Here is a 21,266-nt window from a genome sequence, read left to right on the forward strand (position 1 = left end):
GAACATGTTTGAACGCTTGATCCGTTTCGCCATTGAGCAGCGCTGGCTGGTGCTGTTCGTCACCCTGGGCATGGCCGCCATCGGCGTCTACAACTATTCCCGGCTCGCCATCGACGCAGTGCCGGACATCACCAACGTCCAGGTCCAGATCAATGCCGGGGCGCCTGGGTACTCGCCGCTGGAGACCGAGCAGCGCATCACCTATCCGATAGAGACGGTGATGGCCGGCCTGCCGGGGTTGCAGCAGACGCGCTCGCTATCGCGCTATGGCCTGTCGCAGGTGACCGTTATCTTCAAGGACGGCACCGACATCTATTTCGCCCGCCAGCTGGTGAACCAGCGCCTGCAGGAAGCGAAGGAAAACTTGCCCGAAGGCGTGACGCCCATGATGGGGCCGATATCCTCGGGCCTGGGCGAGATCTACTTGTGGACGGTGGAGGCGCAGGACGATGCCAGGAAACCCGACGGCACACCCTACACCCCCATGGACCTGCGCGAGATCCAGGACTGGATCATCAAGCCGCAGCTGCGCAATATTCCCGGCGTCACCGAGATCAACGCCATCGGCGGCTATGCCAAGGAGTACCAGGTAGCGCCCAGCACCGAGAAGCTGGCCTCCTACGGACTGGCGCTGACCGACATCATGGCCGCGCTGGACAGGAACAACGCCAACACCGGTGCGGGCTACATCGAACGCAAGGGGGAGCAGTACCTGATCCGGGCGCCCGGGCAGGTCCGGTCCATGGACGACATCCGCGACGTGGTGCTGGCAACCGTGGAGGGCCAGGCGATCCGGATACGCGACGTGGCCGAGGTGTCCATCGGGCGCGAGCTGCGCACGGGGGCGGCTACCAGCAACGGCGAGGAAGTGGTGCTGGGCACGGTGTTCATGCTGATAGGCGAGAACAGCCGCGCGGTGTCCCAAGCCGTGTCCGTCAAGCTGGAAGCCATCAATAAATCGCTGCCGGCGGGCGTGCAGGCGGTGACGGTCTACGACCGCACCACCCTGATCGACAAGGCCATCGCCACCGTCAAGAAGAACCTGCTGGAAGGCGCGGCGCTGGTCATCGTCATCCTGTTCGTGTTCCTGGGGAACATCCGCGCGGCGCTGATCACGGCGATGATCATCCCGCTGTCCATGCTGTTCACCTTCACCGGCATGGTGACCTACAAGGTCAGCGCCAACCTGATGAGCCTGGGTGCGCTGGACTTCGGCATCATCGTCGACGGCGCGGTCGTCATCGTGGAGAACTGCGTGCGGCGCCTGAGCCACGCGCGGGAGCACCATGGCAGGCCGCTCACGCGCAGCGAACGCTTCCACGAGGTGTTCGCGGCCGCGCGCGAGGCCCGCAGGCCGCTGCTGTTCGGCCAGTTGATCATCATGGTCGTGTACCTGCCGATCTTCGCCCTGAGCGGGGTGGAAGGACGCATGTTCCATCCCATGGCGCTGACCGTGGTGCTGGCGCTGCTGGGGGCGATGATCCTGTCCGTGACCTTCGTGCCGGCCGCCGTGGCGCTGTTCATGGGGAACAACGTCTCCGAAAAGGAGAATCGCCTGATGGCCTGGGCCAAGCGCCGCTACGAGCCCCTGCTCGACGTCGCGCTGCGCCGCACGCCGCTGATCCTGGCGGGAGCAACCGTCTTGGTGGTGTTGAGCGGGGTGCTGGCGGCGCGCATGGGCAGCGAGTTCATCCCCAACCTGAACGAAGGCGACATGGCGATCCAGGCGCTGCGGATCCCGGGCACCAGCCTCACGCAGTCAGTCGAGATGCAGAAGCAACTGGAGACCAGGCTGAAGCAGAAGTTCCCGGAAATCGAGCGCGTGTTCGCCCGCACCGGCACGGCGGAGATCGCCTCCGATGCCATGCCGCCCAGCATTTCCGACGGCTACATCATGCTCAAGCCGATGGACCAGTGGCCCAGCCCCAGGAAGACCCGCGCCGAACTGCTGGCGGCGATCCAGGAGGAAGCCAGCCAGGTTCCCGGCAGCAACTATGAGTTCTCCCAGCCCATCCAGCTGCGCTTCAACGAGCTGATCTCGGGCGTGCGCAGCGACGTGGCGGTGAAGGTGTTCGGCGATGACAACGACGTGCTGAATCGTACGGCAGCAGAGATCGCCGAGGTCTTGCAGACGATACCGGGCGCTTCGGAAGTGAAAGTCGAGCAGACCACCGGGCTGCCGATGCTGACGGTCAACATCGACCGCGCCCGCGCCGCGCGTTACGGGCTGAGCATGGCGGACGTGCAGGACACGCTGGCCATCGCCGTGGGCGGTCGAGAGGCGGGGACCTTTTTTCAGGGAGACCGGCGCTTCGACATCGTGGTGCGTCTGCCCGAAACCGTGCGCGAGAACCTGTCCGCGTTGAAGAAGCTGCCCATTGCCCTGCCCAGGCAGGACGGGCAGGTGCAGGCCGCCTACATCCCGCTGAGCGAGGTCGCCACCTTCGATCTGGCGCCGGGCCCCAACCAGATCTCGCGCGAGGACGGCAAGCGCCGCATCGTGGTCAGCGCCAACGTGCGCGGCCGCGACCTGGGCACGTTCGTGTCCGAGGCCACCGCGGCCATCGGGCAAAAGGTGCAGGTGCCGGCGGGCTACTGGACCTCCTGGGGCGGCACCTTCGAGCAGTTGCAATCCGCGGCCAAGCGCCTGCAGATCGTGGTGCCGGCGGCGCTGGTGCTGGTGTTCGCGTTGTTGTTCGCGATGTTCGGCAACGTCAAGGACGGGCTGCTGGTGTTCACCGGCATCCCCTTCGCACTGACCGGCGGCGTGATCGCCTTGTGGATGCGCGGCATACCGTTGTCCATAACCGCCGCGGTGGGCTTCATCGCGCTGTGCGGCGTGGCGGTGCTGAACGGCCTGGTGATGCTGTCGTTCATCAGCGGCCTGCGCGTGGAAGGCAAGTCCGTGGCCGAGGCCGTGCGTATCGGGGCGCTGACGCGCCTGCGTCCGGTGCTGATGACGGCGCTGGTGGCCTCGCTGGGCTTCGTGCCGATGGCGATCGCCACCGGCACGGGCGCCGAGGTCCAGCGTCCGCTGGCCACCGTGGTGATCGGCGGCATCATCTCTTCCACCATCCTCACGCTGCTGGTACTGCCGGCCCTTTACCGCCTGGCGCACAGGAACGACGACGCCGACGAACTTGAACTGTCGAAACCGGCCTTGGCCCGGGAGTAGGTCCGTTACGGAGGCGATCCGATGAATGCCAGACCCGATCTCGATATCGCTGTGCTGGGCGCAATCAGCCCGATACAGCTATCCGTCATCATTCCATTCCTCAACGAAATGGAGGTGCTGCCGGCCTGCCACGAACGCCTGCGGCGGGTCTTGAAGACGTTGGGGCTGTCCTACGAGATCGTGTTCGTCGACGACGGCAGCAGCGACGGCAGCGCCGAATACCTGCAGACCCTGCTGCGCGAGGAACGCGGCATCAAGCTGGTCAGGCTGAGCCGGAATTTCGGCAAGGAGGCCGCGATGACAGCAGGGATAGAACATGCGGCCGGAGCCGCGGTCATCATGCTGGATGCCGATCTGCAGGATCCGCCCGAGGCCATCCCCGCCATGGTGCGGGCCTGGAAAGAGGGCGCCGACGTCGTCAGCATGCGGCGACGCAGCCGCGCGGGGGAAAGCGTCCTGAAGCGGTTTTCCGCCTATGCCTACTACAGGCTGCTGAGCCGCTTGAGCAAGGCCGCGATCCCGCCCGACACCGGCGATTTCCGGCTGATGAGCCGGCGCGCCGTGACGGCGCTGCTGCAGCTGCCCGAACGGTGTCGCTACATGAAGGGCCTGTACGCCTGGGTGGGCATGCCGACCCGGATCATCGATTACGACCGCGAGCCCCGCGCCGCTGGCGTCACCAAATGGAGCTACCTGGCGCTGTTCCGCCTGGCCATGGAAGGCATCACCTCGTTCTCCACCGCGCCCCTGCGCTGGGCGACGGGGCTGGGAGCGGCCGCGGCCCTGGGCGGCGCGGTCTTCGGCGCCGCCATCATCTTCAAGACCCTGATGTTCGGCGATGACGTCGCCGGCTATCCCTCGCTGATGGCGATGATGACCTTCATGGGCGGCGTGCAACTCATCACCATCGGTCTGTTGGGCGAGTACGTGGGCAAGACCTATATGGAAAGCAAACAGCGGCCGGTCTATCTGGTGCGCGACGTGCAACACAGCGGAGCGGCGGGCATGGCGGCATCGGGCCATGGGAGGGATGCGGCTTGCAGCTGAGCGCGCGGACCATGGCCGCCGGGCTGGCGGCGATACTGGGCGTGCGCCTCTTGGCGATGGTCCTGGTGCCATTCGCCGACACGTCCGAGCCGCGCTATGCGGAGATCGCCAGGCTGATGGCGGAAACGGGCGACTGGATCACGCCCTGGTTCGCACCGGGCGTGCCGTTCTGGGGCAAGCCCCCATTGGGGTTCTGGGCCGAGGCGCTGTCGATCCGGTTGCTGGGGTTGAGCGAATTCAGCATCAGGCTGCCGTCGCTGCTGGCCACGGCGGCGACGCTTGCCATTCTTCATGCGCTGGGGCGCCGCCTGTTTACGCTACAGGCCGCCAGATGGACCGTGCTGGTGTACGCATCCATGTTCCTGCCCCTGGTCGCGGCCGGGGCAGTGTTGACCGATCCGTTCCTTGCCCTGGGCGTCACGCTGAGCATGGCGTCATTCATCCTGGCGCGCGGGCCGGCGGCGGGGTTCTGGCGCTACGGATTTTTCCTGGGACTGGCGATCGGCCTGTTGTCCAAGGGACCGCTGGCCGTGGTGTTGGTGGCGGGCGCCATCGTGCCCTGGATGCTCTGGCATGGGAACGTCCGGGCCAGCCTGCGGCGCCTGCCATGGGCAGCGGGAAGCGTGATGACGGCGGTCCTGGTGCTGCCCTGGTACGTGGCGGCGGAGATCAAGACGCCGGGCTTCATCCAGTACTTCATCGTAGGCGAGCACTTCCTGCGCTTCGTGGATCCGGGCTGGACCGGGGATCTCTACGGCTCGGCGCACAGCCGGCCCTACGGCGCCATCTGGCTGGACGGGATCGTGGCGTCGTTGCCTTGGGGAGTGTTCGGCGTCTGGCTGCTTGCCCGACGCTGGCGCGGGCCGGTGCGGCGGGCCGGCAGATGGCTGCGCCGGCCACGCTGGACCTATCTGTTGGCCTGGGGCGCGGCCACGCCGCTCTTCTTCACCCTGTCGGGCAACATCCTGTGGACCTACGCGCTGCCGGCCTTGCCGCCGCTGGCCTTGGCGATAGGCGCATGCCTGAGCCGCGCCCGCGCCCTGGCGCCAGCCCGCGTGGCGACGGCCTGCATGGCGTTGGGGCCGATTGCGGTGATTGTTTTCTGCGGCTTGCTGCTGGCCCAGCCGGAGCGGCTCAAAACGGAAAAACACCTTGTCGCCCGGGCCGATGCGCTGATGGCGCCCGGCGAAAAGCTCTACTTCGTCGACAGCCTGCCGTTCTCGGCGCGCTACTACTCGCGGGGCGCGGCCGCACGGGTGCCGCTGGAAGGCTTGGAGGCCGTATTGCCCAAGGACGGCAGGGTATTCCTGGCAGTGGAAAAAGCGGATCTGCGGCGGGTGCGCGAGCAGACGGGAGTGGAGCTTGAGCCGGTCTACACCAGCCGGCGCTACGTCTTGGTGATCGCCGGTACGCCGGCAGAACGCCGCCGGAGGCCGGCGGCGATGGCTTTATCGTCAAGGGCCGGGCCTGGATCCGGGCCCGGCCAGACTCAGAAGCCCACGGCCTGGCCGTCGCGGCGCGAGTCGGACGCCGCCACGTAGCCGCCTTGCGGCAGGCGGCAGATCAGCTGCGCCGAACCGAATTCCAGGCTGTCGGCGGGCGCCACGGCGACGTTGTGGCCGCGTGCGCGCAGCGCGTCGACCACGTTCGCCGGCAAGTGCGATTCCACATTGACCACCGGGCCTTTTTCCACGCGGAAGCGCGGCGCGTCGCTCATGGCCTGCGGGTTCTGGCCGAACGCCGCCAGGCGCGTGACCATTTGCAGATGGCCCTGGGCCTGCATCGATCCGCCCATCACGCCGAACGACATCAGCGGCTGGCCGCCGCGCGTGACGAAGGCGGGGATGATGGTGTGCATCGGCTTCTTGCGCGGCGCGACCTGATTGGCGTGGCCGGGCGTCAACACGAAGTTCAGGCCGCGGTTGTGCAGGCTGATGCCGGTGTCGGGCACCACCACGCCGGAACCGAAGCCGTGGTAGTTGGACTGGATGAAGGACACCATGGTGCCGCTGGCGTCGGCCGCCGTCAGGTACACGGTGCCGCCGGTGGCGGGCGTGCCCGCGACCGGCACGCTGGCGCGGTCCATGGAAATCTGGCGCGCGCGCTCGGCCAGGTAGCTGCGGTCCAGCAGGGCGGCGGCGCTGGTGCGCATGTGGCGCGGATCGGCGACGTGGTGGTGCAGGTCCGCGAAGGCCAGCTTCATCGCTTCGATGCTGACGTGGTAGTAGTCCGCGCTGTCGCGGCCCATGCTTTCCAGGTCGAACTGTTCCAGCATGCCCAGCGCCATCAGCGCCGAGATGCCCTGGCCGCTGGGCGGGATCTCGTGCAGTTCGTAGCCGCGGAACGATTGCGAGATCGGCGTGACCCATTCGGGACGGTGCTCCGCCAGGTCCTCGGCACTGAGCGCGCCGCCGGTCTGGCGCGCGAAGTCGGCGATCTTGCGGGCGAGCTCGCCGCGGTAGAAGCTCTCGCCGCCGCTTTCGGCGATGGCGCGCAGCGTCTTGCCCTGCGCGGGAAAGCGCCACCATTCGCCGGCCTGCGGCGCACGGCCCTCGGGCAGGAAGGCGGCGGCAAAGCCTGGCTCCTGCGCCAGCTTGGGCGCTTGCGTGGCCCACTGGCGGGCGATGGTGGGCGATACCGCAAACCCTTCCTCGGCATAGGCGATGGCGGGTTCGAACAACTGCGCGAAAGGCAGCTTGCCGAAGCGCTCCGACAGCGCCTTCCATCCCGCGACCTGGCCCGGCACGGTCACCGTGCCCCAGCCGGTGCCGGGCATGGCGTCGCGGCCGGCGAAGTACTCCGGCGTCCACGCGGCGGGCGCGCAGCCGCTGGAGTTCAGGCCATGCAGCTGGCCGTCATGCCAGACCAGCGCGAACATGTCGCCGCCGATGCCGTTCATGACGGGTTCGACCACCGTCAGCGCGATGGCGGTGGCGATGGCGCTGTCCACGGCGTTGCCGCCGGCCAGCAGCATGCGCAGCCCGGCTTGGGCCGCCAGCGGCTGGCTGGTGGCGACCGCGTTGGCGGCCAGGACCGGCATCTTCCGGGATGCGTAGGGGAAAGACCAATCGAAGGGTAAGGACATGGAAACGGGGAACTCGTAGTGAAAATTACTGCGGCGTGATGCCGGCCTGATCGATCAGCTGCTTGGTGCGCGGGATTTCGGCCTTGATGAAGGCGGCGAATTCCTCGCGGCTGCCGCCGCGGGGCTCCGCGCCAGCTTCCGCGAGCTTACTGCGCAGCGCCGGATCGGCAAGCACTTTGTTGACGGCGCGGTTGAGCTTGTCGAGCACCGGAGCGGGCGTGCCTTCGGGCGCGACCAGACCGTACCACGGCGCGATGTCGTAGCCGGCGTAGCCCTGTTCCGCGATCGTGGGAATCTCGGGCGCCAGCGCCGAGCGCTTGGCGTTGGACATGCCCAGCGCCAGCAGCGCGCCGCTCTTGGCCTGGGGCAGGCCGGTCATGATGGTGTCGAAGTACATCGAGACCTGGCCGCTGAGCAGCGCGGGGATGGCTTCGCCGGCGCCCTTGTACGGCACGTGCAGGATGTCGATGCCGGCCACGGACTTGAGCATTTCGCCCGCCATGTGCGAAGTCGTGCCGGTGCCGAACGAGGCGTAGGTCAGTTTGCCCGGGTTGGCGCGGGCGTAGGCCACCATTTCCGGCAAGGTCTTGAACGGCTGCGACGGATTGGCCAGCAGGATGTTGGGGGTGTACGCCACCATGGATACCAGCGCGAAGGCGTCGGGGTCGTAGGACAGGCGCTTTTGCAGGAAGCGGTTGGTGACGATGGCGGCAGGGCCGCCCATCAACAGCGTGTAACCGTCGGGCGTTGCGCGTGCCACCGAAGCGCTGCCGATAGCAGCCGCGGCGCCCGGACGGGCTTCGACGACGAAGGGCTGGCCCAGTTCCGTCGACAGCGCGGCGCCCAGCTGGCGCGAAATCAGGTCGGTGGCGGAACCGGCCTGGAAGGGCACGACGATGCGCACCGGATGCTGCGGCCAGTCGGTCGCCTGGGCGCCCGCTTGGGCGGCAAAGGCCACGGCGGCGGCGCCTGCCAGCGCCCGGATGAAACGAAACTTCATGAATTCCCCTTGATCGCGTTATGGAGTGCGTGCAGGGATTAGACGCAAGCGGGCGCTGCAAGACCATTAGGATTTGCATCCATGGATCACTGGATCCAATTTGTGTTATTTTTGCGGTTATCTATCATGGCGGCTTTCGTGGGCCTATCCGTCGGCCCTAGCCCCGGGACTCCAATGCTGCAATTCCAAAAGACAGCCATCAGCGCCGAAGACGAGGCCTACCTGCATCTGCAGCGCGAAATCCGCCTGGGCCGCTACGCGCCCGGCCAGCGCCTGGTGCCCGAGGTGGTCGCGGCCGAAATCGGTACCAGCCGCATGCCGGTACGCGGCGCGCTGCGCCGGCTGGCCTCGGAAGGATTGGTCGAGATCCGCGCCAACCGCGGCGCGGTGGTGCGCGGCCTGAATCAGCAGGAAATGCTGGAAGTGTTCGAAATGCGGTCCGTGCTGGAAGGCCTGGCCATGCGTAACGCGGTGCTGCACATGGGCGCCGAGCATATCCGCCGCCTGTCGCTGCTGCTGGAACAGCTGGAGCAGGGGCCGGGCGAACACCTGGACTGGATCACCGCGCACCGCGAATTCCACGAATACCTGTGCAGCTTCTGCCAGCAGCCGCGCCTGCTGCGCCAGATCTCGGAGCTGCATTCCGTCGTCGAGCCCTATATGCGCCTGTGGGTGGCCCAGCCCGGCCGCGTCCTGCGCGTGCGCGAATCGCACCAGGAATTGATCGCCGCGTTGCAGACGCGCGACCCGGCGCGTTGCGAAGCGGCCATGCGCCAGCATGTGCTGAACACGGTGCCCGCCCTGCAGGCGTTTCTGGAGCAGGCGGCCTAGGACGCGCGGCTTTGCTCTAGACTGGCGCCATCCTCTACGCGCCCGTCCCGTCATGACCGCATCCGCCGATCTCATCCGCCGCCTGGACCTGCTGCCGCACCCCGAAGGCGGCTACTACCGCGAAACCTATCGCGCCGCCGATGCCGTGACGCGCGGCGACGGCGCGCGCCGCTCGGCCAGCACCGCCATCTACTACCTGCTATGCGACGGCGCCTGGTCGACCTGGCACCGCATCCGGTCCGACGAACTCTGGCATTTCCATGCGGGCGGGGCGCTGCTAGTCCACGTGCTGGCGCCGGACGGCGCTTACCGCTGCCTGCGGCTGGGCGACGCGCTGAAGGACCCTGAGGCCGCGTTCCAGGCGGTCGTGCCGGCCGGCAGCTGGTTCGCGGCAGAGCTGGCCGACCCGGCCGGTTATGCGCTGGCCGGCTGCACGGTGGCGCCGGGCTTCGAGTTCAACGAGTTCGAATTGGCCGACGCCGCCGATCTGCAACGGCTGTACCCCGCGCAGGCCGGATTGATCGCGCGCCTGGCCCGCTAGTCGGCGCCCTGTGCTTGCGGCTTTTTCCTGCGGGTGAACTTGGCCTCGCTTGCCAGCACGCCCGCCACGATCAGGCCGGCGCCTACCAACGCCAGCGCGGGTAGCCGGTCGCCGGCCAGGCGTCCCACGATGCCGCCCCACACAGGCTCGCCAGCATAGATGACCGTGGCCCGGGTTGGAGACACCGACTTCTGCGCCCAGTTCATGGTCAGCTGGATGATGGCACTGGCCAGTCCCAGGCCGATGGCCGCGCCCGCCCACAGCCATGAGAATTCGGGCACCGCTTCGCCCAACACGGGCATCAGCGCGAACGACACCAGGCCTGCCGTCAACAACTGCACGAAGGTGACGCGGCGGCTGTCGACCTTCTTGGCATAGTGGCCGATCAGGATGATCTCCGCGGCGATCGCCGCGGCCCCGGCAAGCGTCGCCGCTTCGCCCACGCTGAAATTCAGCGCGCCTGCCTGCGGACCCGCCAGCAGGATCAGGCCCGCGAAGGCCAGCGCCACACCCACCCAGCTCATCAGGCCTGGCGGCTTCTTCAGTACGGCCCATTGCAGCAGCGGCACGATGGGCACGTACATCGCCGTGATGAAGGCGGACTGGCTGCTGGTGATGGTCTGCAAGCCGTAGGTCTGCAGGAAGTAGCCCAGGAACAAGGCGCAGCCGATGGCGATGCCGGCGCCGACCTCCTGGCGGGTGATCGCAGCCATGTGCTTGCGGAACATCAGCAGCGCCATCAGGCCGGCGATGGTGAAACGCACGCCCACGAAGAACAGCGGTCCGCTGTGCTGCATGGCGATGTGGATGATGAGGAAGGTGCTGCCCCACAGCATGGTGACCAGCACCAGCGCGATTTCCTGGCGGGACAGGGCGAACATCGAGGTCTTGGACTTCACGGTCTGCTTCGGGCGCAACGAAATGGCGAGCACTATACAGCGCTTCGGTGACCGCTCACCGAACAGATTCCCGGATTCCGGGCGGAGCAGGCATATAGCCAGGAGTAATATGACGCGTCCGGCGTCGTCAGGCCGCCGGAGACGACAAGCCGGTGCACGCCTCGTTCTTCCCGCTCCCGCCGCGCCTTTTTGGGCGGCGCTGGCGAACCTGGGCGCGCCAAGCGGCCACAAGAAGATATCGAGGAGAAGCGCAAGTGGAGAAGCAAGAGTCGGGCGGCTGGTATTTCGGCTGGAACATCGTAGGCGCCGCTACGGTACTCACCCTGTTGACGGTCGGCCTGCGCATGGGGGTCGGGCCGTTCTTCCTGCCCATCGCCGACGCCCTGGGCTTCACGCGCAGTACGCTGTCCGGCATCGTCGCGATCGGCATGCTCTGCTATGGGCTGGCCATGCCGGTAGCGGGTTATCTGGTCGGCACGCGCGGCACCCGCTTCGTGCTGCTGACCGGCACCGCCATCGTCGTGTTGTCGATCATCTGGACGGTCTACGCGCGCGGCCCCATCGAATTCCTGCTGTCCTTCGGCGTGGCGCTGTCCATCGGCCTGGGCTTCACCAGCCCGGTAGCGTTGACGCCGGTGATCAGCCGCTGGTTCACGCGCCAGCGCGGCATGGCGCTGTTCTTCCTGTCCACCGGTTCCATGGCCGGCATCGCGCTGATGACGCCGACCCTGACCTTCGCGATCTCGGCCGTGGGCTGGCAGGAAACGCTGCTGGGCTTCGCCGCGCTGTTCGCGCTGCTGACCGTGCCGATGGCGCTCTTCGTCATGCGCGATGAGGCGCCCGAGCACACCGACCTGCTGCCGCACCAGATCATCGACAAGGCGGGGCCGGCCAAAGCTGCGGCGAAGCAGCCGGCGCCCAATGTGCGCGCAGCGCTGAACTCGCTGCCGTTCTGGCAGGTGGCGCTGGGCCTGTTCGCCTGTGGTTTCAGCATGAACCTGCTGGGCACGCATGGCGTGCCCATGCTGATGGACCATGGCTTTGACGCCACCACCAGCTCACTGGGCATAGGCCTGATCGGCCTGGTCGCCATCTTCAGCACCCTGGTGCTGGGGCGCATGTCCGACCAGGTCGAACGGCGCGCCATCCTGGCCGCGATCTATCTGGTGCGCGGGCTGGGTTTCTTCGCGCTGGTCATGGTGGGCGCGCATTGGGAACTGTACGCAGCGGCCACTCTGGGCGGCATCGCGTGGGCTGGCAGCATCGCCCTGTCGTCGGCCATTCTTGCCGACGTCTACGGCGTGCGGCTGGTGGGCGTGCTTTACGGACTGGTCTACCTGGGCCACCAGGTTGGCGGCATGATCAGCTCATGGCTGGGCGGCTGGGCCTACGAGACCTTCGGCACGCATTGGGTGGCCTTCGGGGCAGCGGGCGCGCTGCTGTTGGCGGCGGCCCTGATTTCCTTGCGCCTGCCGGCGCGGGGCCTGCCGCGCGCGGTAGCGGTGGCCGGCCGTTGATCCCCGCGGACTGTGGGCGATGCCGTCCGCAGCGTTTGCCATCGCATCCGTGACGCCGGATGCGATGGTCTCCAGGACCGTCCTAGCGGTCCTTCAGCAGCGATACCAGTTCCGGCACGTAGCGGTCGCCGCCGCCCTGAGTGACGGCCTGGTCGAACGTGTGCTGCACGGCCGCGCCGATTTCCCGTACCGCGCCCGTTTCCGCGGCCATGGTGTTGTAGTAGGACAAATCCTTCTGCGCATTCGACATGAAGAACCGCAGCGAGGACGGATCCTGTTCCAGCAGGTAAGGCTTGATGCGTTCCAGCGCCACGCCGCCGCCGCCGCCCTTGGCCAGCACGTCGGCGAACACCGCCGGATTGATCTCCGCGCGCAGCGCGCAAGCTGCGGCTTCCGACAGCAGCGCGACCACGCCCAGCGACACGTAGTTGTGCAGCAGCTTCATGCGATGGCCGGCGCCGATCGGGCCGGCGTGCGTGATGTTCTCGGCGAAGCAGGCCAGCAGCGGCTTGCATTCCTCGAACAGCGCGGCGTCGCCGCCCACCAGCAGATTGAGCCGGCCCTCGGCGGCTTCCTTGGGGGTGCGCGTCATCGGCGCATCGAGGAAGCGGCCGCCGGATTCCGTTACGGCCTGCGCCACCTTGACGGTGGAAGAGGGGATCGCCGTCGAGCAATCGATGATCACCGTACCGGGACGCAAGCCCGCCAGCACGCCGCCCTCGGACAGCAGCACGGCCTCGACCTGCGGGCTGCCGGTAACGCAGAGGATGATCACGTCAGACTGGGCCGCCAGCGTGGCGCCATCGGTCACGCTGGTTGCGCCCGCGGCCTTCAGCGCGTCCAGGGGCTGATTGCCCGGGTGCTCAAGCACGGTCAGCGCGTGCCCGTGCTTGACCAGATTGCTTGCAATGCCATGGCCCATGAGGCCGATACCAACCATGCCGACTTTCGCCATCTTCCACTGCTCCTGCCATGTAGGGGTTTGTTATGGCGTAAATCTTACTCTGACTTGCGGATCGTCCGCGCCGCGATCACAGGTATGCGGATAGCGGTGCCGGCAGCAGACTTCTTTGCGATACTCGAGGTATTCCGCGTGAAAAAACCAGGCTTGAGCATGACAGACTCCATTCCTTCCGGTTTCGCGCCTTGGCGCCCCAGCAGCCCCTTCATGGAACATCTGGCCGACCTCGGCGCGCTCTACAAGCGCGATGCCGATTGCGTCCTGGCCCTGCGCGTGGGGATGGCGCACACCAATATGCACGCCATCGCCCACGGCGGCCTGCTCGCCACGCTGGCCGACAGCGCGCTGGGCCATACCATCGCCGAGCAGGCGCAGGCCTCGGTGGTCACGGTGCAGATGTCGGTGGAATACCTGAATCCGGTCAAGCCCGGGGACTGGCTCGAAGCCCATGTCCGCATCGACAAGCAGGGCCGCCGTCTGATCTACGCCACCTGCCTGCTGCAGGTCGAAGGCCGCGTCATGCTCAAGGCCAACGCGGTCTTCGCGGTGCGCGCCGCGCCCGCACCGGCTTCCGACGGTTGAGCTTCTTGCGGGTCTACAAGTAAGGCGTAGCCAGCCAGATCACCTTGTTGCGCAGGCGCTTGGCGAACGGCGCGCGCAGCAGGTTCTCCAGCGTCTCGCGCTGGCCCTGCGCGATCAAGCCGTCGACCCGCGCGCCGATCCAGCGCGCCACGCCGGGATCGTAGATTTCAGTATCCAGCTCGAAGTTCAGCCGCAGGCTGCGCGGATCCAGGTTGGACGAACCCACATAGGCCCAGGCGTCGTCCACCGTCATCAGCTTGGAGTGGTCGAACGCGCCATGCGAACGCCAGACCCGGCAGCCCGTGCGCACCACCTGGTCCAGCTGGGCCGTCATCGCGTAGTCCACCAGCCGCAGGTTGTTCTTCCCGGGAATCACGATGTCCACCACCACGCCGCGCCGCGCGGCCGTGGCCAGCGCGCCGATCAGCGTCTGGTCCGGCAGGAAGTAGGGCGACTGGATGCGCACGTGGCGCTGCGCCACCGCCAGCGCGCCCAACAGCATATTGTGCGTGCTGCCCAGCGCGCGGTCCGGACCGGACGGCACGCAGCGCATCGGCACGTCGCCTGTGGGGGGCAAGGCCTCGGGATCGAACCAGGGCCTGGCCGGCAGCGATTCGTGCGTCGTGAAGTTCCAGTCGTGCGCAAACACCGACATCAGCTGCGTCACAATCGGTCCTTCCACTCGGAAGTGCGTATCGCGGTTGGTGCCATCGCCCGCCAGCGCGCTGACGAAGGCCGCGCGCACGTTCATTCCGCCGGTAAAGCCCAGGCGCCCGTCCACCACCAGCACCTTGCGGTGGCTGCGCAGGTTGGCATAGGGCATGCGCAGTACGCCCAGCGGATTGGTCATGAAGCGCGCCACCGGCACCCCGCCGCGCGACAGCATGCGCACGATGGGCGGGCGCGAATACTTGGAACCGATGGCGTCGATCAGCACCCGCACCTCGACCCCGCGCTCGCGCGCCTCGATCAGCGCCTGCGCCATCTCCCGCCCGATCGCGTCGTTGTCGAAGATATAGCTCTGCATCGCCACCGCGTGGCGCGCTTCGCGGATCGCCTGCAGCATCGCCGGATAGGCCTCGTCACCGCCGGCCAGCGGCCGCACCGCGTTGCCGCCCAGCAGGCGGAAACGGCTGACGCGGTCGCCCAGCACCTTCAGCGACGCGAACTGCTGGCCCGAGATCGGCGCCACGTCCACCGGCGCGGTCTCGACCTGCTCCGCATCCACCACCATCGCCTCATCGCGCTGCTGCGACAGCCGCGTCTTGCGGATCCGGTTGATGCCCGCCACGAAATAGAACAACGCGCCGAACAGCGGCGAAAACAGCGCCACCCCCACCCAGCCTATGGCCGCCCGCACGTCCTGTTTGGTCATCGCGGCATGCACCGCCGCGCCCGTTCCCGCCACGATGCTGATGGCAAACACCAGATGGGGCCAGTAATCGATCAAGATTGCATGTATGCGGTCCATGGCGATGGCGTAAGCGCGGCCTCCGTAGATGATCAATGGCGAAGGATAGCAAGGTGGCCCGCGCTGGCAAGTGGGCCGGCGGGGCCGGTTTCACACGGATTAAAAAAACGTGCTAGAATTCGGCCTCTTCGTTGTTGAGCAGCTTTCAAAAGCAGCGCGGCAAGGAAGAAAAGCAGTATCAGAGGTGGCTGTAGCTCAGTTGGTAGAGTCCCGGATTGTGATTCCGGTTGTCGTGGGTTCGAGCCCCATCAGCCACCCCAAAGAATTCAATGAAGATAAGGCACTTTCGCGAAAGCGAAGTGCCTTTTTTCATTTGCTGGCGCTTTACGCTTTCGGCGCATCTTGTGCTTCGCTTGCTCAGCAAGCGCGGGCTGAATTCCAGTCAAGAAAAAGCCATCCGGAGATGGCTTCTACGACTACCCGCAAGGCGAGGCCCCGAGACTTTCCATCACTCAGCCCGCCACTGCCCCGCCTCATCATCCCGCAACCTTGCCCCCGCCCACACAACCCGCCCCAACACCCGCACCGATGCCCCGTTCTCCAGCGGGATGTCATCGTGCAAGGGATTGAACGACCGCGCCACCCATTGCCCGGTTAGCCGTTCCCGGGCCACCGTCTTCACGATCATCTTGCCGTCGTAGTTGATGGCATAGACCCCGCCGGCGGCGATGTCTTGCAGCGTCAGGCTTTCATTCGGAACCACCAGCAACGCAGCGCCGTCGCGGATGACGGGCTCCATGCTGTCGCCCTTCGCATACACCACGCGGCCTCGGCCGTTGTCCGCGCCTACCGACCTGAGGAAAGACTTGCGGAACTGGATCATGCCGGTCTGTTCTTCGGCATGGTTTTCGATGGGGTCGCCCGCAGCCAGGCGCACGTCGGCCAGTTCCGGGACCTTCTCGAACCTGTCGTTGGCCGCGGGCGGTTCGCCCACGCCCACATTGGCGACCACGCCTTTCTGGGTGCTGATCCGGACCCTGCCTTCGCGTTCGGCCTGGCGCGTGGTCTTGCCGCCTTCCCAGGGCGCCGCAGGCAGGCCATCGATGCGCATGGGGAACTCGTCCCGGGCCAAATAGGTGTCCACCAGCGAGTCGCTGCGCAGGACCGTCGGCATTTGTGGCGCGGCGGTAGCAGGGGAGACGTCAATCCCCAGCTTCAATTGCGCGATCGCCAACGCAATCGCGCCCTGTAATTTGTTCAGCTGATCCGGGGGCAATGCCCGCACCTGTTCTTCCGGGATGCCGGGGAAGGGCCACGGAGGGGGCGCCAGCACCGCTGCGGCCAGGGATCCATCGCTCGCAGGCAGTTTCGGGGCGGTGCCGTCATATAGCCATTGCGCGTTCACGCGCAGCAGCGGGGCGACCTTGATGCAGGTCGCCATATCCATGCCGTTGGACCCATTGAACCAATGCGTCGCCGCGCCGGAAGAGGCGCCGGCTGCCTTCCATAGGTCTGTCTTGGTAAGGCGCGGTTCGGCCGCGTCCGCCCGGCGGGCCGCTTCCTCGTTGAACGCCTGTGTGATTCGCTTCTGAAAGGTCATCTTAGGATGCTAAACAAAAACAATCTTAGTTGGCTTGCATTTATAATCTTAGCATTCTAAGATTTAAAAATGATAGCGAGGTAAGACTGGCGGGGATGCAAAAACACGCATGAACTACTACAGCCACAACATCGGTGACTATGCGCAGGCCACGGCGCATCTGAGCTTGCTTGAAGATGCCATCTACAGCCGCCTGCTGCGCCGGTACTACGCCGAAGAGCAGCCCATCGTGGACAACCTGCAGCAGGTATTCCGGTGGGTGGGGGCCCGTAGCGAAGAAGAAAGAGAGGCGGCCGCGCAGGTGCTGGCCGAGTTCTTCGTGTTGCGCGATGGCCATTGGCACAACAAACGGGCGGACGTGGAGATTGCCGCGTATCACGTCAAGGCCGAGACTGCCAAGGCCAACGGCCGGCGAGGCGGCCGGCCCAGGCTGGCAGAGCGCAATCCGGAACAACCAAGCGGGTTTCCCATGGGTTTCGACGAGAAACCCGGCCATGGCCCGGCAGATGGCGGATCGGAAGCTAACCAAGAACCAGGAACCAAGAACCAGGAACCAAAAGAACACACCTCCCGCAAGCGGGGGACCGGATTCGACGCGTCCGTGATCGAACTGCCGGATTGGCTGGACCGCGAGGACTGGGTCAGTTGGATTGCCGACCGCAAGGCGCGCAAAAAGCCGGTGACGCAGGAGGGCGCCAGGCGTCAGCTGCAACAGCTTGCCGCCTATCTGGCCGCAGGGCATCCGCCAGGGGCCGTGATCGCGAACAGCATCGCGGGCGGGTACCAGGGCCTCTTCCCTCCGCGCACGCCTGCTACAGCGGGCCATCCGGCAGGCAGGGCGCAACGCCTGGCCGACTGGACCGAGGAGCTGCGAGAAGTACTGGCCGACGACGGCCGGCCGCGCGAGCGGTTCATGGGGACGATAGATGCAACCCGCTGACATCCCTTCCGCCGCCATGGGCGCGCTGGTGGTCAATGAAATGCTGCTGATGTACGGCGCCAAGTTCGCGCAGCAATGGCAGGGCCTGACTGCCCGTGAACTGAAGGATTCATGGAACCAGAAATTGGCGGGCCTGGACGAGGTGCAGGTGCGTCGCGGCCTGGTCGCCTGCCTGACCCAGGAATGGCCGCCGACGCTGCCGCAGTTCATCAAATTATGTTGCCCGTGGATGGTTCCCGAAGTGGCCTATCACGAGGCCGTGCGTGGCTTGTCAGCGCGCAGGCGCGGCGAGCCCGGTGTCTGGTCGCATCCGGCGGTGTACTGGGCCGCGGTGGGCGTCAGCACGGTGGATCTGCTGGGCTGCACCTACGGCGCCATCAAGGCGCGCTGGGAGAAGACGCTGAACGAGGAGCTGGCGAAGGGCGTGTGGGCGGATATCCCGCTGCCTCGTCCGGCGCTGCCCGCGCCCGGCCAGACGCTGGCCACGCGCGCAGAGGCCGAGGCGGCGCTCAAGAAAATGGGCGCGCAGAAGGTGCTGCGGGACCGTGGGTGCCCGCCTCGGAGCTGGATCGAAAAGTGGGAGGCGCGCATCGCGCGCGGCGACCACCCGAGCAAAGGCATCGCCGACATGCTCAAGCGCGCCAAGGGCGAAAGCCAGGATACGGAGGGCCGTCTGCAGAACGGTTCCAGCGGCAAGACAGGTAAACAATGCGAGGTGGCTGATGAGTAAATTGACGGGTGACGATCTGATCTGGAACTGGGCCCGCTGGACCTGGTCCGGCGCTACGGTGGGAAACATGGAGGTGTACCTTTCCGAAGAGGAGGACTACCGGCCCATCAACCATCACCACGCCATGGAGGTCGAGGCGATGCATGCCGCGCTGCCCTGGCACGAGCGCATGATCATCATTGCCGAATACCCGCAGAAGAATGTGATGTTCGGCCAGCTGGATGGCCGCGCGCGCCGCGCCAAGGCGCTGGACTGGATTGCCGATACGACCGGCGTGGCCCTGACCGAAACCGAATACAAACTGTACCTGGGTCTTTTCCGCAGCCTGGTGGAAAGGAGGCTGGCGTGAAGTACGCACACGAGGTGATGGATCTGATGGCCTGCTATCCCGGCCGCTCATTCCGTTTGATGGAGCTGGTCCGTCATGTGTCGCGCGGCCGGCCTTTGTCTGTTCCCGAAAAGACGCGCCTGCAAAGAGGCATCCAGCGGGCCATGGATGCGCTGCAGGATACCGGCAGCGTGCTGATTCAAGAGCCCGAGAAAGGCGGGCACGGGCGCACCTACGCGTGGCGTGTGACGGTTCCCTCACAAGACCGCGCCCCATAGGTCACGCAATCGGTCACAATGGGTCCGGGGCATTGCGCCCCAAGCAAATGCAGCCCTGGCCACGCGCCGGGGCTTTTTGTTTTGGGCGCGTGGCCCCGGCTTTTTCACTGCTGGGGCAGGGGGCGAACTTCTTTGCACTGCATGTGACGGAACCGTCACAAGACCCCGCCCCAACGGTCACGCAATCGGTCACAATTTGTCCGGGGCATTGCGCCCCTGACAAATGCAACCCCGAAATGCAGCCCCGGCCACGTGCCGGGGCTTTTGCATTTGGGCGCGATGTTTCGGCGCCAGTCTTCTTCAGCAGGAATCCAACTCCATGAACGTTCAGATCAGCATCACTGAAAACCAGCTGGTAGAGGACCTCGCCGCATTCTTCAAGACCTTGGTCGACTGCGACGTAGTCCGCGGTCTACCCGGTTGGGTTCCCGCGCCACCGCGCGAGTGCGTCGTCATCACTCCGCTGGCGGCGCAGGGACTTTCCGTGCCGGTCATGGCCTATGCCGATCCGTCGCCCGCGGCGGGGAAGCGGATCATGACCCAGGCCTCGCAATGGTCTGCCCGCGTGGATGGCTACGGGGCGCGGGCCCTGGACCTGGCGCTCACGCTCTCGATCGCCCTGCGCAGCCAGTACGGGTGCGAGTTCCTGGGGAATCTGGGGCGAACTCAGCCGCTGTACGCGGGCGAGCTCAAGCAAGTGCCCTTCGAGAGCGGGGAAAGCCAGACCTTCGAGCGGTGGTGGTTCGACGCCGTCCTGCAGTTCAACCCTTCCATCAGCATGCCGCAGCAGTTTGCGGATCACCTTCACGTGGGCCTCATCGAGGCCGACACCACCTACCCTACGGGAGCTTAATCCTATGTCCATTCCCGCCAGTGAAATCGTCCAGGTCGTGCCTGGCGTGATCTCCGCCGGCGGATCGGCGCTCGATTTGAACGGCCTGATCCTGACCCACGATACCGCCGTCCCCATCGGCACCGTCCAGAGTTTCGCGACCCCGCGCGACGTACAGCGCTTCTTCGGTCCGACCTCGACCGAGGCCGCCCTGGCCGACGTCTACTTCAACGGCTTCGACAACTCGACCCGCAAGCCGGGCAATCTGTTGTATGCCCAGTATCCGGCGGCAGCGGTTTCCGCCTATCTGCGCGGCGGCTCGATGGCCGCGGTAACGCTGACCCAGCTGCAGGCGCTGTCCGGCATCCTGACGGTCGCCGTGGACGGCGTGGCGAAGACCTCCGCCAGCATCGACCTGTCGACGGCAACGAGCTTCTCGAACGCCGCCACGATCATCGAAGCCGGGTTCACCGCCATGGGCGCCACCTGCACCTACGATGCGCAGCGTGCCGCTTTCGTGATCGTCTCGGCCACCGATGGCGTCGCCAGCACGATCTCCTATGGCAGCGGCACCCTCGCGTCGGGCTTGAAGCTGACGCAGGCCGCTGGCGCCAAGGTGTCGCTGGGTGCCGCGGCCGGCATTCCAGCGGTGGACATGGGCCGGATTACCGACCTGACCCAGAACTGGGCGGCGTTCATGACGACCTTCGAGCCCGATACGGCCGGCAAAGTGGCGTTTTCGGCGTGGACGAATGCCCAGGGCGACCGCTACGCCTACGTCGGCTGGGACACCGATATCACCGCTACCCAGCAGGGCAACACGTCCAACTGGGCGGCTGTCGTAAGCGCCAATGAATACTCGGGCTCCGTGCCGGTCTACAAGGACGTGCTGCATGCAGCCTTCGTCCTGGGCGCCGTTGCATCGCTCGACTTCGAACGTACCAACGGCCGCGCCACCCTGGCGTTCAAGGGCCAGTCGGGCCTCGCGTTCTCCGTGACTGACGCGACCACCGCTCAGACGCTGATCGACAACGGCTACAACTTCTACGGCGACTACGCCACCAGCAACGACCGCTTCCGCTTCCTGTACCCGGGCCAGATCAGCGGCAACTGGAAATGGGTCGACACCTACGTCAACCAGATCTGGCTGAACGCGGCGTTCCAGCAGGCGCTGATGAGTTTGCTGACCCAGGTGAACGCCATTCCCTACAACATCGACGGCTACACGCTGATCGACGCTGCCTGCCTGGACCCGATCAACGCCGCGGTCAACTTCGGCGCCATCCGCGCCGGCGTGACGCTGTCGAGCCAGCAGAAGGCGCAGATCAACAGCCAGGCCGGCGTGGATATCTCCGACACGCTCCAGACCCGCGGCTGGTATCTGCAGATCAAGGACGCGACGCCGCAGGTGCGAGAGGCCCGCGGCACCCCGCCCATGACGTTCTGGTACCTGGACGGCGGTTCCGTCCAGCAGATCACCCTGGCCTCGCTGGCCATTCTTTAAGGATT

General features: G+C 66.2%; 19 protein-coding genes and 1 tRNA gene. 14 read left to right on the top strand and 6 right to left on the bottom strand.

Translation table 11 applies throughout. The features are described 5' to 3' along the window. The first annotated feature begins 4 nt into the window (after nucleotides 1-4). The 3 genes from HV766_RS21895 to HV766_RS21905 are packed head-to-tail and all read left to right on the top strand — an operon-like array spanning nucleotide 5 to nucleotide 5,763. Nucleotides 5-3,175, top strand: a complete 3,171-nt coding sequence (locus HV766_RS21895) for a CusA/CzcA family heavy metal efflux RND transporter (RefSeq protein ID WP_175181839.1) — start codon at nucleotides 5-7, stop codon at nucleotides 3,173-3,175. Nucleotides 3,176-3,196: 21 nt separating this feature from the next. After that, nucleotides 3,197-4,222 carry a glycosyltransferase family 2 protein gene (locus HV766_RS21900; protein ID WP_119449592.1) on the top strand — a complete coding sequence of 342 codons (1,026 nt, stop codon included), beginning with the start codon at nucleotides 3,197-3,199 and terminating at the stop codon, nucleotides 4,220-4,222. Beyond that, a complete protein-coding gene (locus HV766_RS21905) occupies nucleotides 4,213-5,763 on the top strand; it encodes an ArnT family glycosyltransferase (protein WP_175181840.1) in 1,551 nt (516 codons plus the stop codon). The genes HV766_RS21900 and HV766_RS21905 overlap by 10 nt, the downstream gene beginning before the upstream one ends. Here HV766_RS21905 and ggt read toward each other — a convergent pair. Together ggt and HV766_RS21915 are read right to left on the bottom strand one after the other, a co-directional pair. Beyond that, the gene (gene ggt, locus HV766_RS21910) at nucleotides 5,712-7,307 is read right to left on the bottom strand and encodes a gamma-glutamyltransferase (protein WP_217472166.1); all 1,596 of its coding nucleotides are present in this window, start codon (nucleotides 7,305-7,307) and stop codon (nucleotides 5,712-5,714) included. The genes HV766_RS21905 and ggt overlap by 52 nt on opposite strands. A 25-nt stretch (nucleotides 7,308-7,332) precedes the next feature. Then, nucleotides 7,333-8,307 carry a Bug family tripartite tricarboxylate transporter substrate binding protein gene (locus HV766_RS21915; protein ID WP_054453478.1) on the bottom strand — a complete coding sequence of 325 codons (975 nt, stop codon included), beginning with the start codon at nucleotides 8,305-8,307 and terminating at the stop codon, nucleotides 7,333-7,335. Nucleotides 8,308-8,481: 174 nt separating this feature from the next. Between HV766_RS21915 and HV766_RS21920 the strand changes: the two genes are divergently transcribed. Together HV766_RS21920 and HV766_RS21925 are read left to right on the top strand one after the other, a co-directional pair. Beyond that, on the top strand, nucleotides 8,482-9,138 hold the full coding sequence (locus tag HV766_RS21920; protein ID WP_013395291.1) for a GntR family transcriptional regulator: 657 nt from the start codon (nucleotides 8,482-8,484) through the stop codon (nucleotides 9,136-9,138). Between the two features lie 52 nt (nucleotides 9,139-9,190). Continuing rightward, nucleotides 9,191-9,679, top strand: coding sequence for a cupin domain-containing protein (locus HV766_RS21925; protein WP_175181841.1), 489 nt, complete (start codon nucleotides 9,191-9,193; stop codon nucleotides 9,677-9,679). Here the strand turns inward: HV766_RS21925 and HV766_RS21930 are convergent. Beyond that, nucleotides 9,676-10,560 carry a DMT family transporter gene (locus HV766_RS21930; protein WP_054453736.1) on the bottom strand — a complete coding sequence of 295 codons (885 nt, stop codon included), beginning with the start codon at nucleotides 10,558-10,560 and terminating at the stop codon, nucleotides 9,676-9,678. The genes HV766_RS21925 and HV766_RS21930 overlap by 4 nt on opposite strands. A 272-nt stretch (nucleotides 10,561-10,832) precedes the next feature. On the opposite strand from HV766_RS21930, the gene HV766_RS21935 reads away from it, so the two are divergent. Next, nucleotides 10,833-12,095 carry an MFS transporter gene (locus HV766_RS21935; protein WP_054453472.1) on the top strand — a complete coding sequence of 421 codons (1,263 nt, stop codon included), beginning with the start codon at nucleotides 10,833-10,835 and terminating at the stop codon, nucleotides 12,093-12,095. A gap of 82 nt (nucleotides 12,096-12,177) precedes the next feature. On the opposite strand, the gene HV766_RS21940 is transcribed toward HV766_RS21935, so the two are convergent. Continuing rightward, nucleotides 12,178-13,050, bottom strand: coding sequence for an NAD(P)-dependent oxidoreductase (locus HV766_RS21940; RefSeq protein WP_175181842.1), 873 nt, complete (start codon nucleotides 13,048-13,050; stop codon nucleotides 12,178-12,180). A 159-nt stretch (nucleotides 13,051-13,209) separates the two neighbouring features. Here HV766_RS21940 and HV766_RS21945 point away from each other — a divergent pair, with 159 nt between their 5' ends. Then, nucleotides 13,210-13,638: a PaaI family thioesterase gene (locus tag HV766_RS21945; protein WP_054453468.1), complete on the top strand. Its 429-nt coding sequence runs from the start codon at nucleotides 13,210-13,212 to the stop codon at nucleotides 13,636-13,638. Nucleotides 13,639-13,651: 13 nt separating this feature from the next. On the opposite strand, the gene cls is transcribed toward HV766_RS21945, so the two are convergent. Then, the gene (gene cls, locus HV766_RS21950; RefSeq protein ID WP_175161679.1) at nucleotides 13,652-15,109 is read right to left on the bottom strand and encodes a cardiolipin synthase; all 1,458 of its coding nucleotides are present in this window, start codon (nucleotides 15,107-15,109) and stop codon (nucleotides 13,652-13,654) included. Nucleotides 15,110-15,293: 184 nt separating this feature from the next. On the opposite strand from cls, the gene HV766_RS21955 reads away from it, so the two are divergent. Further along, nucleotides 15,294-15,369, top strand: a tRNA-His gene (locus HV766_RS21955). A gap of 188 nt (nucleotides 15,370-15,557) precedes the next feature. Here HV766_RS21955 and HV766_RS21960 read toward each other — a convergent pair. Further along, a complete protein-coding gene (locus HV766_RS21960) occupies nucleotides 15,558-16,649 on the bottom strand; it encodes a S24 family peptidase (RefSeq protein WP_175181843.1) in 1,092 nt (363 codons plus the stop codon). Between the two features lie 109 nt (nucleotides 16,650-16,758). On the opposite strand from HV766_RS21960, the gene HV766_RS21965 reads away from it, so the two are divergent. The 6 genes from HV766_RS21965 to HV766_RS21990 all read left to right on the top strand — a co-directional run bounded on the left by HV766_RS21965 (nucleotide 16,759) and on the right by HV766_RS21990 (nucleotide 21,261). Next, nucleotides 16,759-17,589 (top strand): YdaU family protein, encoded by an 831-nt coding sequence (locus HV766_RS21965; protein WP_175181844.1) that lies wholly within the window; start codon nucleotides 16,759-16,761, stop codon nucleotides 17,587-17,589. After that, nucleotides 17,576-18,319, top strand: a complete 744-nt coding sequence (locus HV766_RS21970) for a hypothetical protein (RefSeq protein ID WP_125472844.1) — start codon at nucleotides 17,576-17,578, stop codon at nucleotides 18,317-18,319. The genes HV766_RS21965 and HV766_RS21970 overlap by 14 nt, the downstream gene beginning before the upstream one ends. After that, nucleotides 18,312-18,668, top strand: coding sequence for a hypothetical protein (locus HV766_RS21975; protein WP_054453336.1), 357 nt, complete (start codon nucleotides 18,312-18,314; stop codon nucleotides 18,666-18,668). The genes HV766_RS21970 and HV766_RS21975 overlap by 8 nt, the downstream gene beginning before the upstream one ends. After that, the gene (locus HV766_RS21980; protein ID WP_054453334.1) at nucleotides 18,665-18,925 is read left to right on the top strand and encodes a hypothetical protein; all 261 of its coding nucleotides are present in this window, start codon (nucleotides 18,665-18,667) and stop codon (nucleotides 18,923-18,925) included. Before HV766_RS21975 ends, HV766_RS21980 begins: the two co-directional genes overlap by 4 nt. 319 nt (nucleotides 18,926-19,244) lie before the next feature. Continuing rightward, nucleotides 19,245-19,778 carry a phage neck terminator protein gene (locus HV766_RS21985; protein ID WP_175181845.1) on the top strand — a complete coding sequence of 178 codons (534 nt, stop codon included), beginning with the start codon at nucleotides 19,245-19,247 and terminating at the stop codon, nucleotides 19,776-19,778. 4 nt (nucleotides 19,779-19,782) lie between these two features. Beyond that, complete coding sequence (locus HV766_RS21990) at nucleotides 19,783-21,261, top strand: DUF3383 domain-containing protein (protein WP_175181846.1); 1,479 nt, start codon at nucleotides 19,783-19,785, stop codon at nucleotides 21,259-21,261. The last annotated feature ends 5 nt before the right edge of the window (nucleotides 21,262-21,266 follow it).

The organism is Achromobacter aegrifaciens, from assembly GCF_902859735.1.
Taxonomy (GTDB): Bacteria; Pseudomonadota; Gammaproteobacteria; order Burkholderiales; family Burkholderiaceae_B; genus Achromobacter; species Achromobacter aegrifaciens.

Bases quoted from the DNA above. Each gene is read 5' to 3' on its own strand.
- HV766_RS21895 (WP_175181839.1), top strand. From the start codon at position 5: ATGTTTGAACGCTTGATCCGTTTCGCCATTGAGCAGCGCTGGCTGGTG.
- HV766_RS21900 (WP_119449592.1), top strand. From the start codon at position 3,197: ATGAATGCCAGACCCGATCTCGATATCGCTGTGCTGGGCGCAATCAGC.
- ggt (WP_217472166.1), bottom strand. From the start codon at position 7,307: ATGTCCTTACCCTTCGATTGGTCTTTCCCCTACGCATCCCGGAAGATG.
- HV766_RS21915 (WP_054453478.1), bottom strand. From the start codon at position 8,307: ATGAAGTTTCGTTTCATCCGGGCGCTGGCAGGCGCCGCCGCCGTGGCC.
- HV766_RS21920 (WP_013395291.1), top strand. From the start codon at position 8,482: ATGCTGCAATTCCAAAAGACAGCCATCAGCGCCGAAGACGAGGCCTAC.
- HV766_RS21925 (WP_175181841.1), top strand. From the start codon at position 9,191: ATGACCGCATCCGCCGATCTCATCCGCCGCCTGGACCTGCTGCCGCAC.
- HV766_RS21930 (WP_054453736.1), bottom strand. From the start codon at position 10,560: ATGTTCGCCCTGTCCCGCCAGGAAATCGCGCTGGTGCTGGTCACCATG.
- HV766_RS21940 (WP_175181842.1), bottom strand. From the start codon at position 13,050: ATGGCGAAAGTCGGCATGGTTGGTATCGGCCTCATGGGCCATGGCATT.
- HV766_RS21945 (WP_054453468.1), top strand. From the start codon at position 13,210: ATGACAGACTCCATTCCTTCCGGTTTCGCGCCTTGGCGCCCCAGCAGC.
- cls (WP_175161679.1), bottom strand. From the start codon at position 15,109: ATGGACCGCATACATGCAATCTTGATCGATTACTGGCCCCATCTGGTG.
- HV766_RS21960 (WP_175181843.1), bottom strand. From the start codon at position 16,649: ATGACCTTTCAGAAGCGAATCACACAGGCGTTCAACGAGGAAGCGGCC.
- HV766_RS21965 (WP_175181844.1), top strand. From the start codon at position 16,759: ATGAACTACTACAGCCACAACATCGGTGACTATGCGCAGGCCACGGCG.
- HV766_RS21970 (WP_125472844.1), top strand. From the start codon at position 17,576: ATGCAACCCGCTGACATCCCTTCCGCCGCCATGGGCGCGCTGGTGGTC.
- HV766_RS21975 (WP_054453336.1), top strand. From the start codon at position 18,312: ATGAGTAAATTGACGGGTGACGATCTGATCTGGAACTGGGCCCGCTGG.
- HV766_RS21985 (WP_175181845.1), top strand. From the start codon at position 19,245: ATGAACGTTCAGATCAGCATCACTGAAAACCAGCTGGTAGAGGACCTC.
- HV766_RS21990 (WP_175181846.1), top strand. From the start codon at position 19,783: ATGTCCATTCCCGCCAGTGAAATCGTCCAGGTCGTGCCTGGCGTGATC.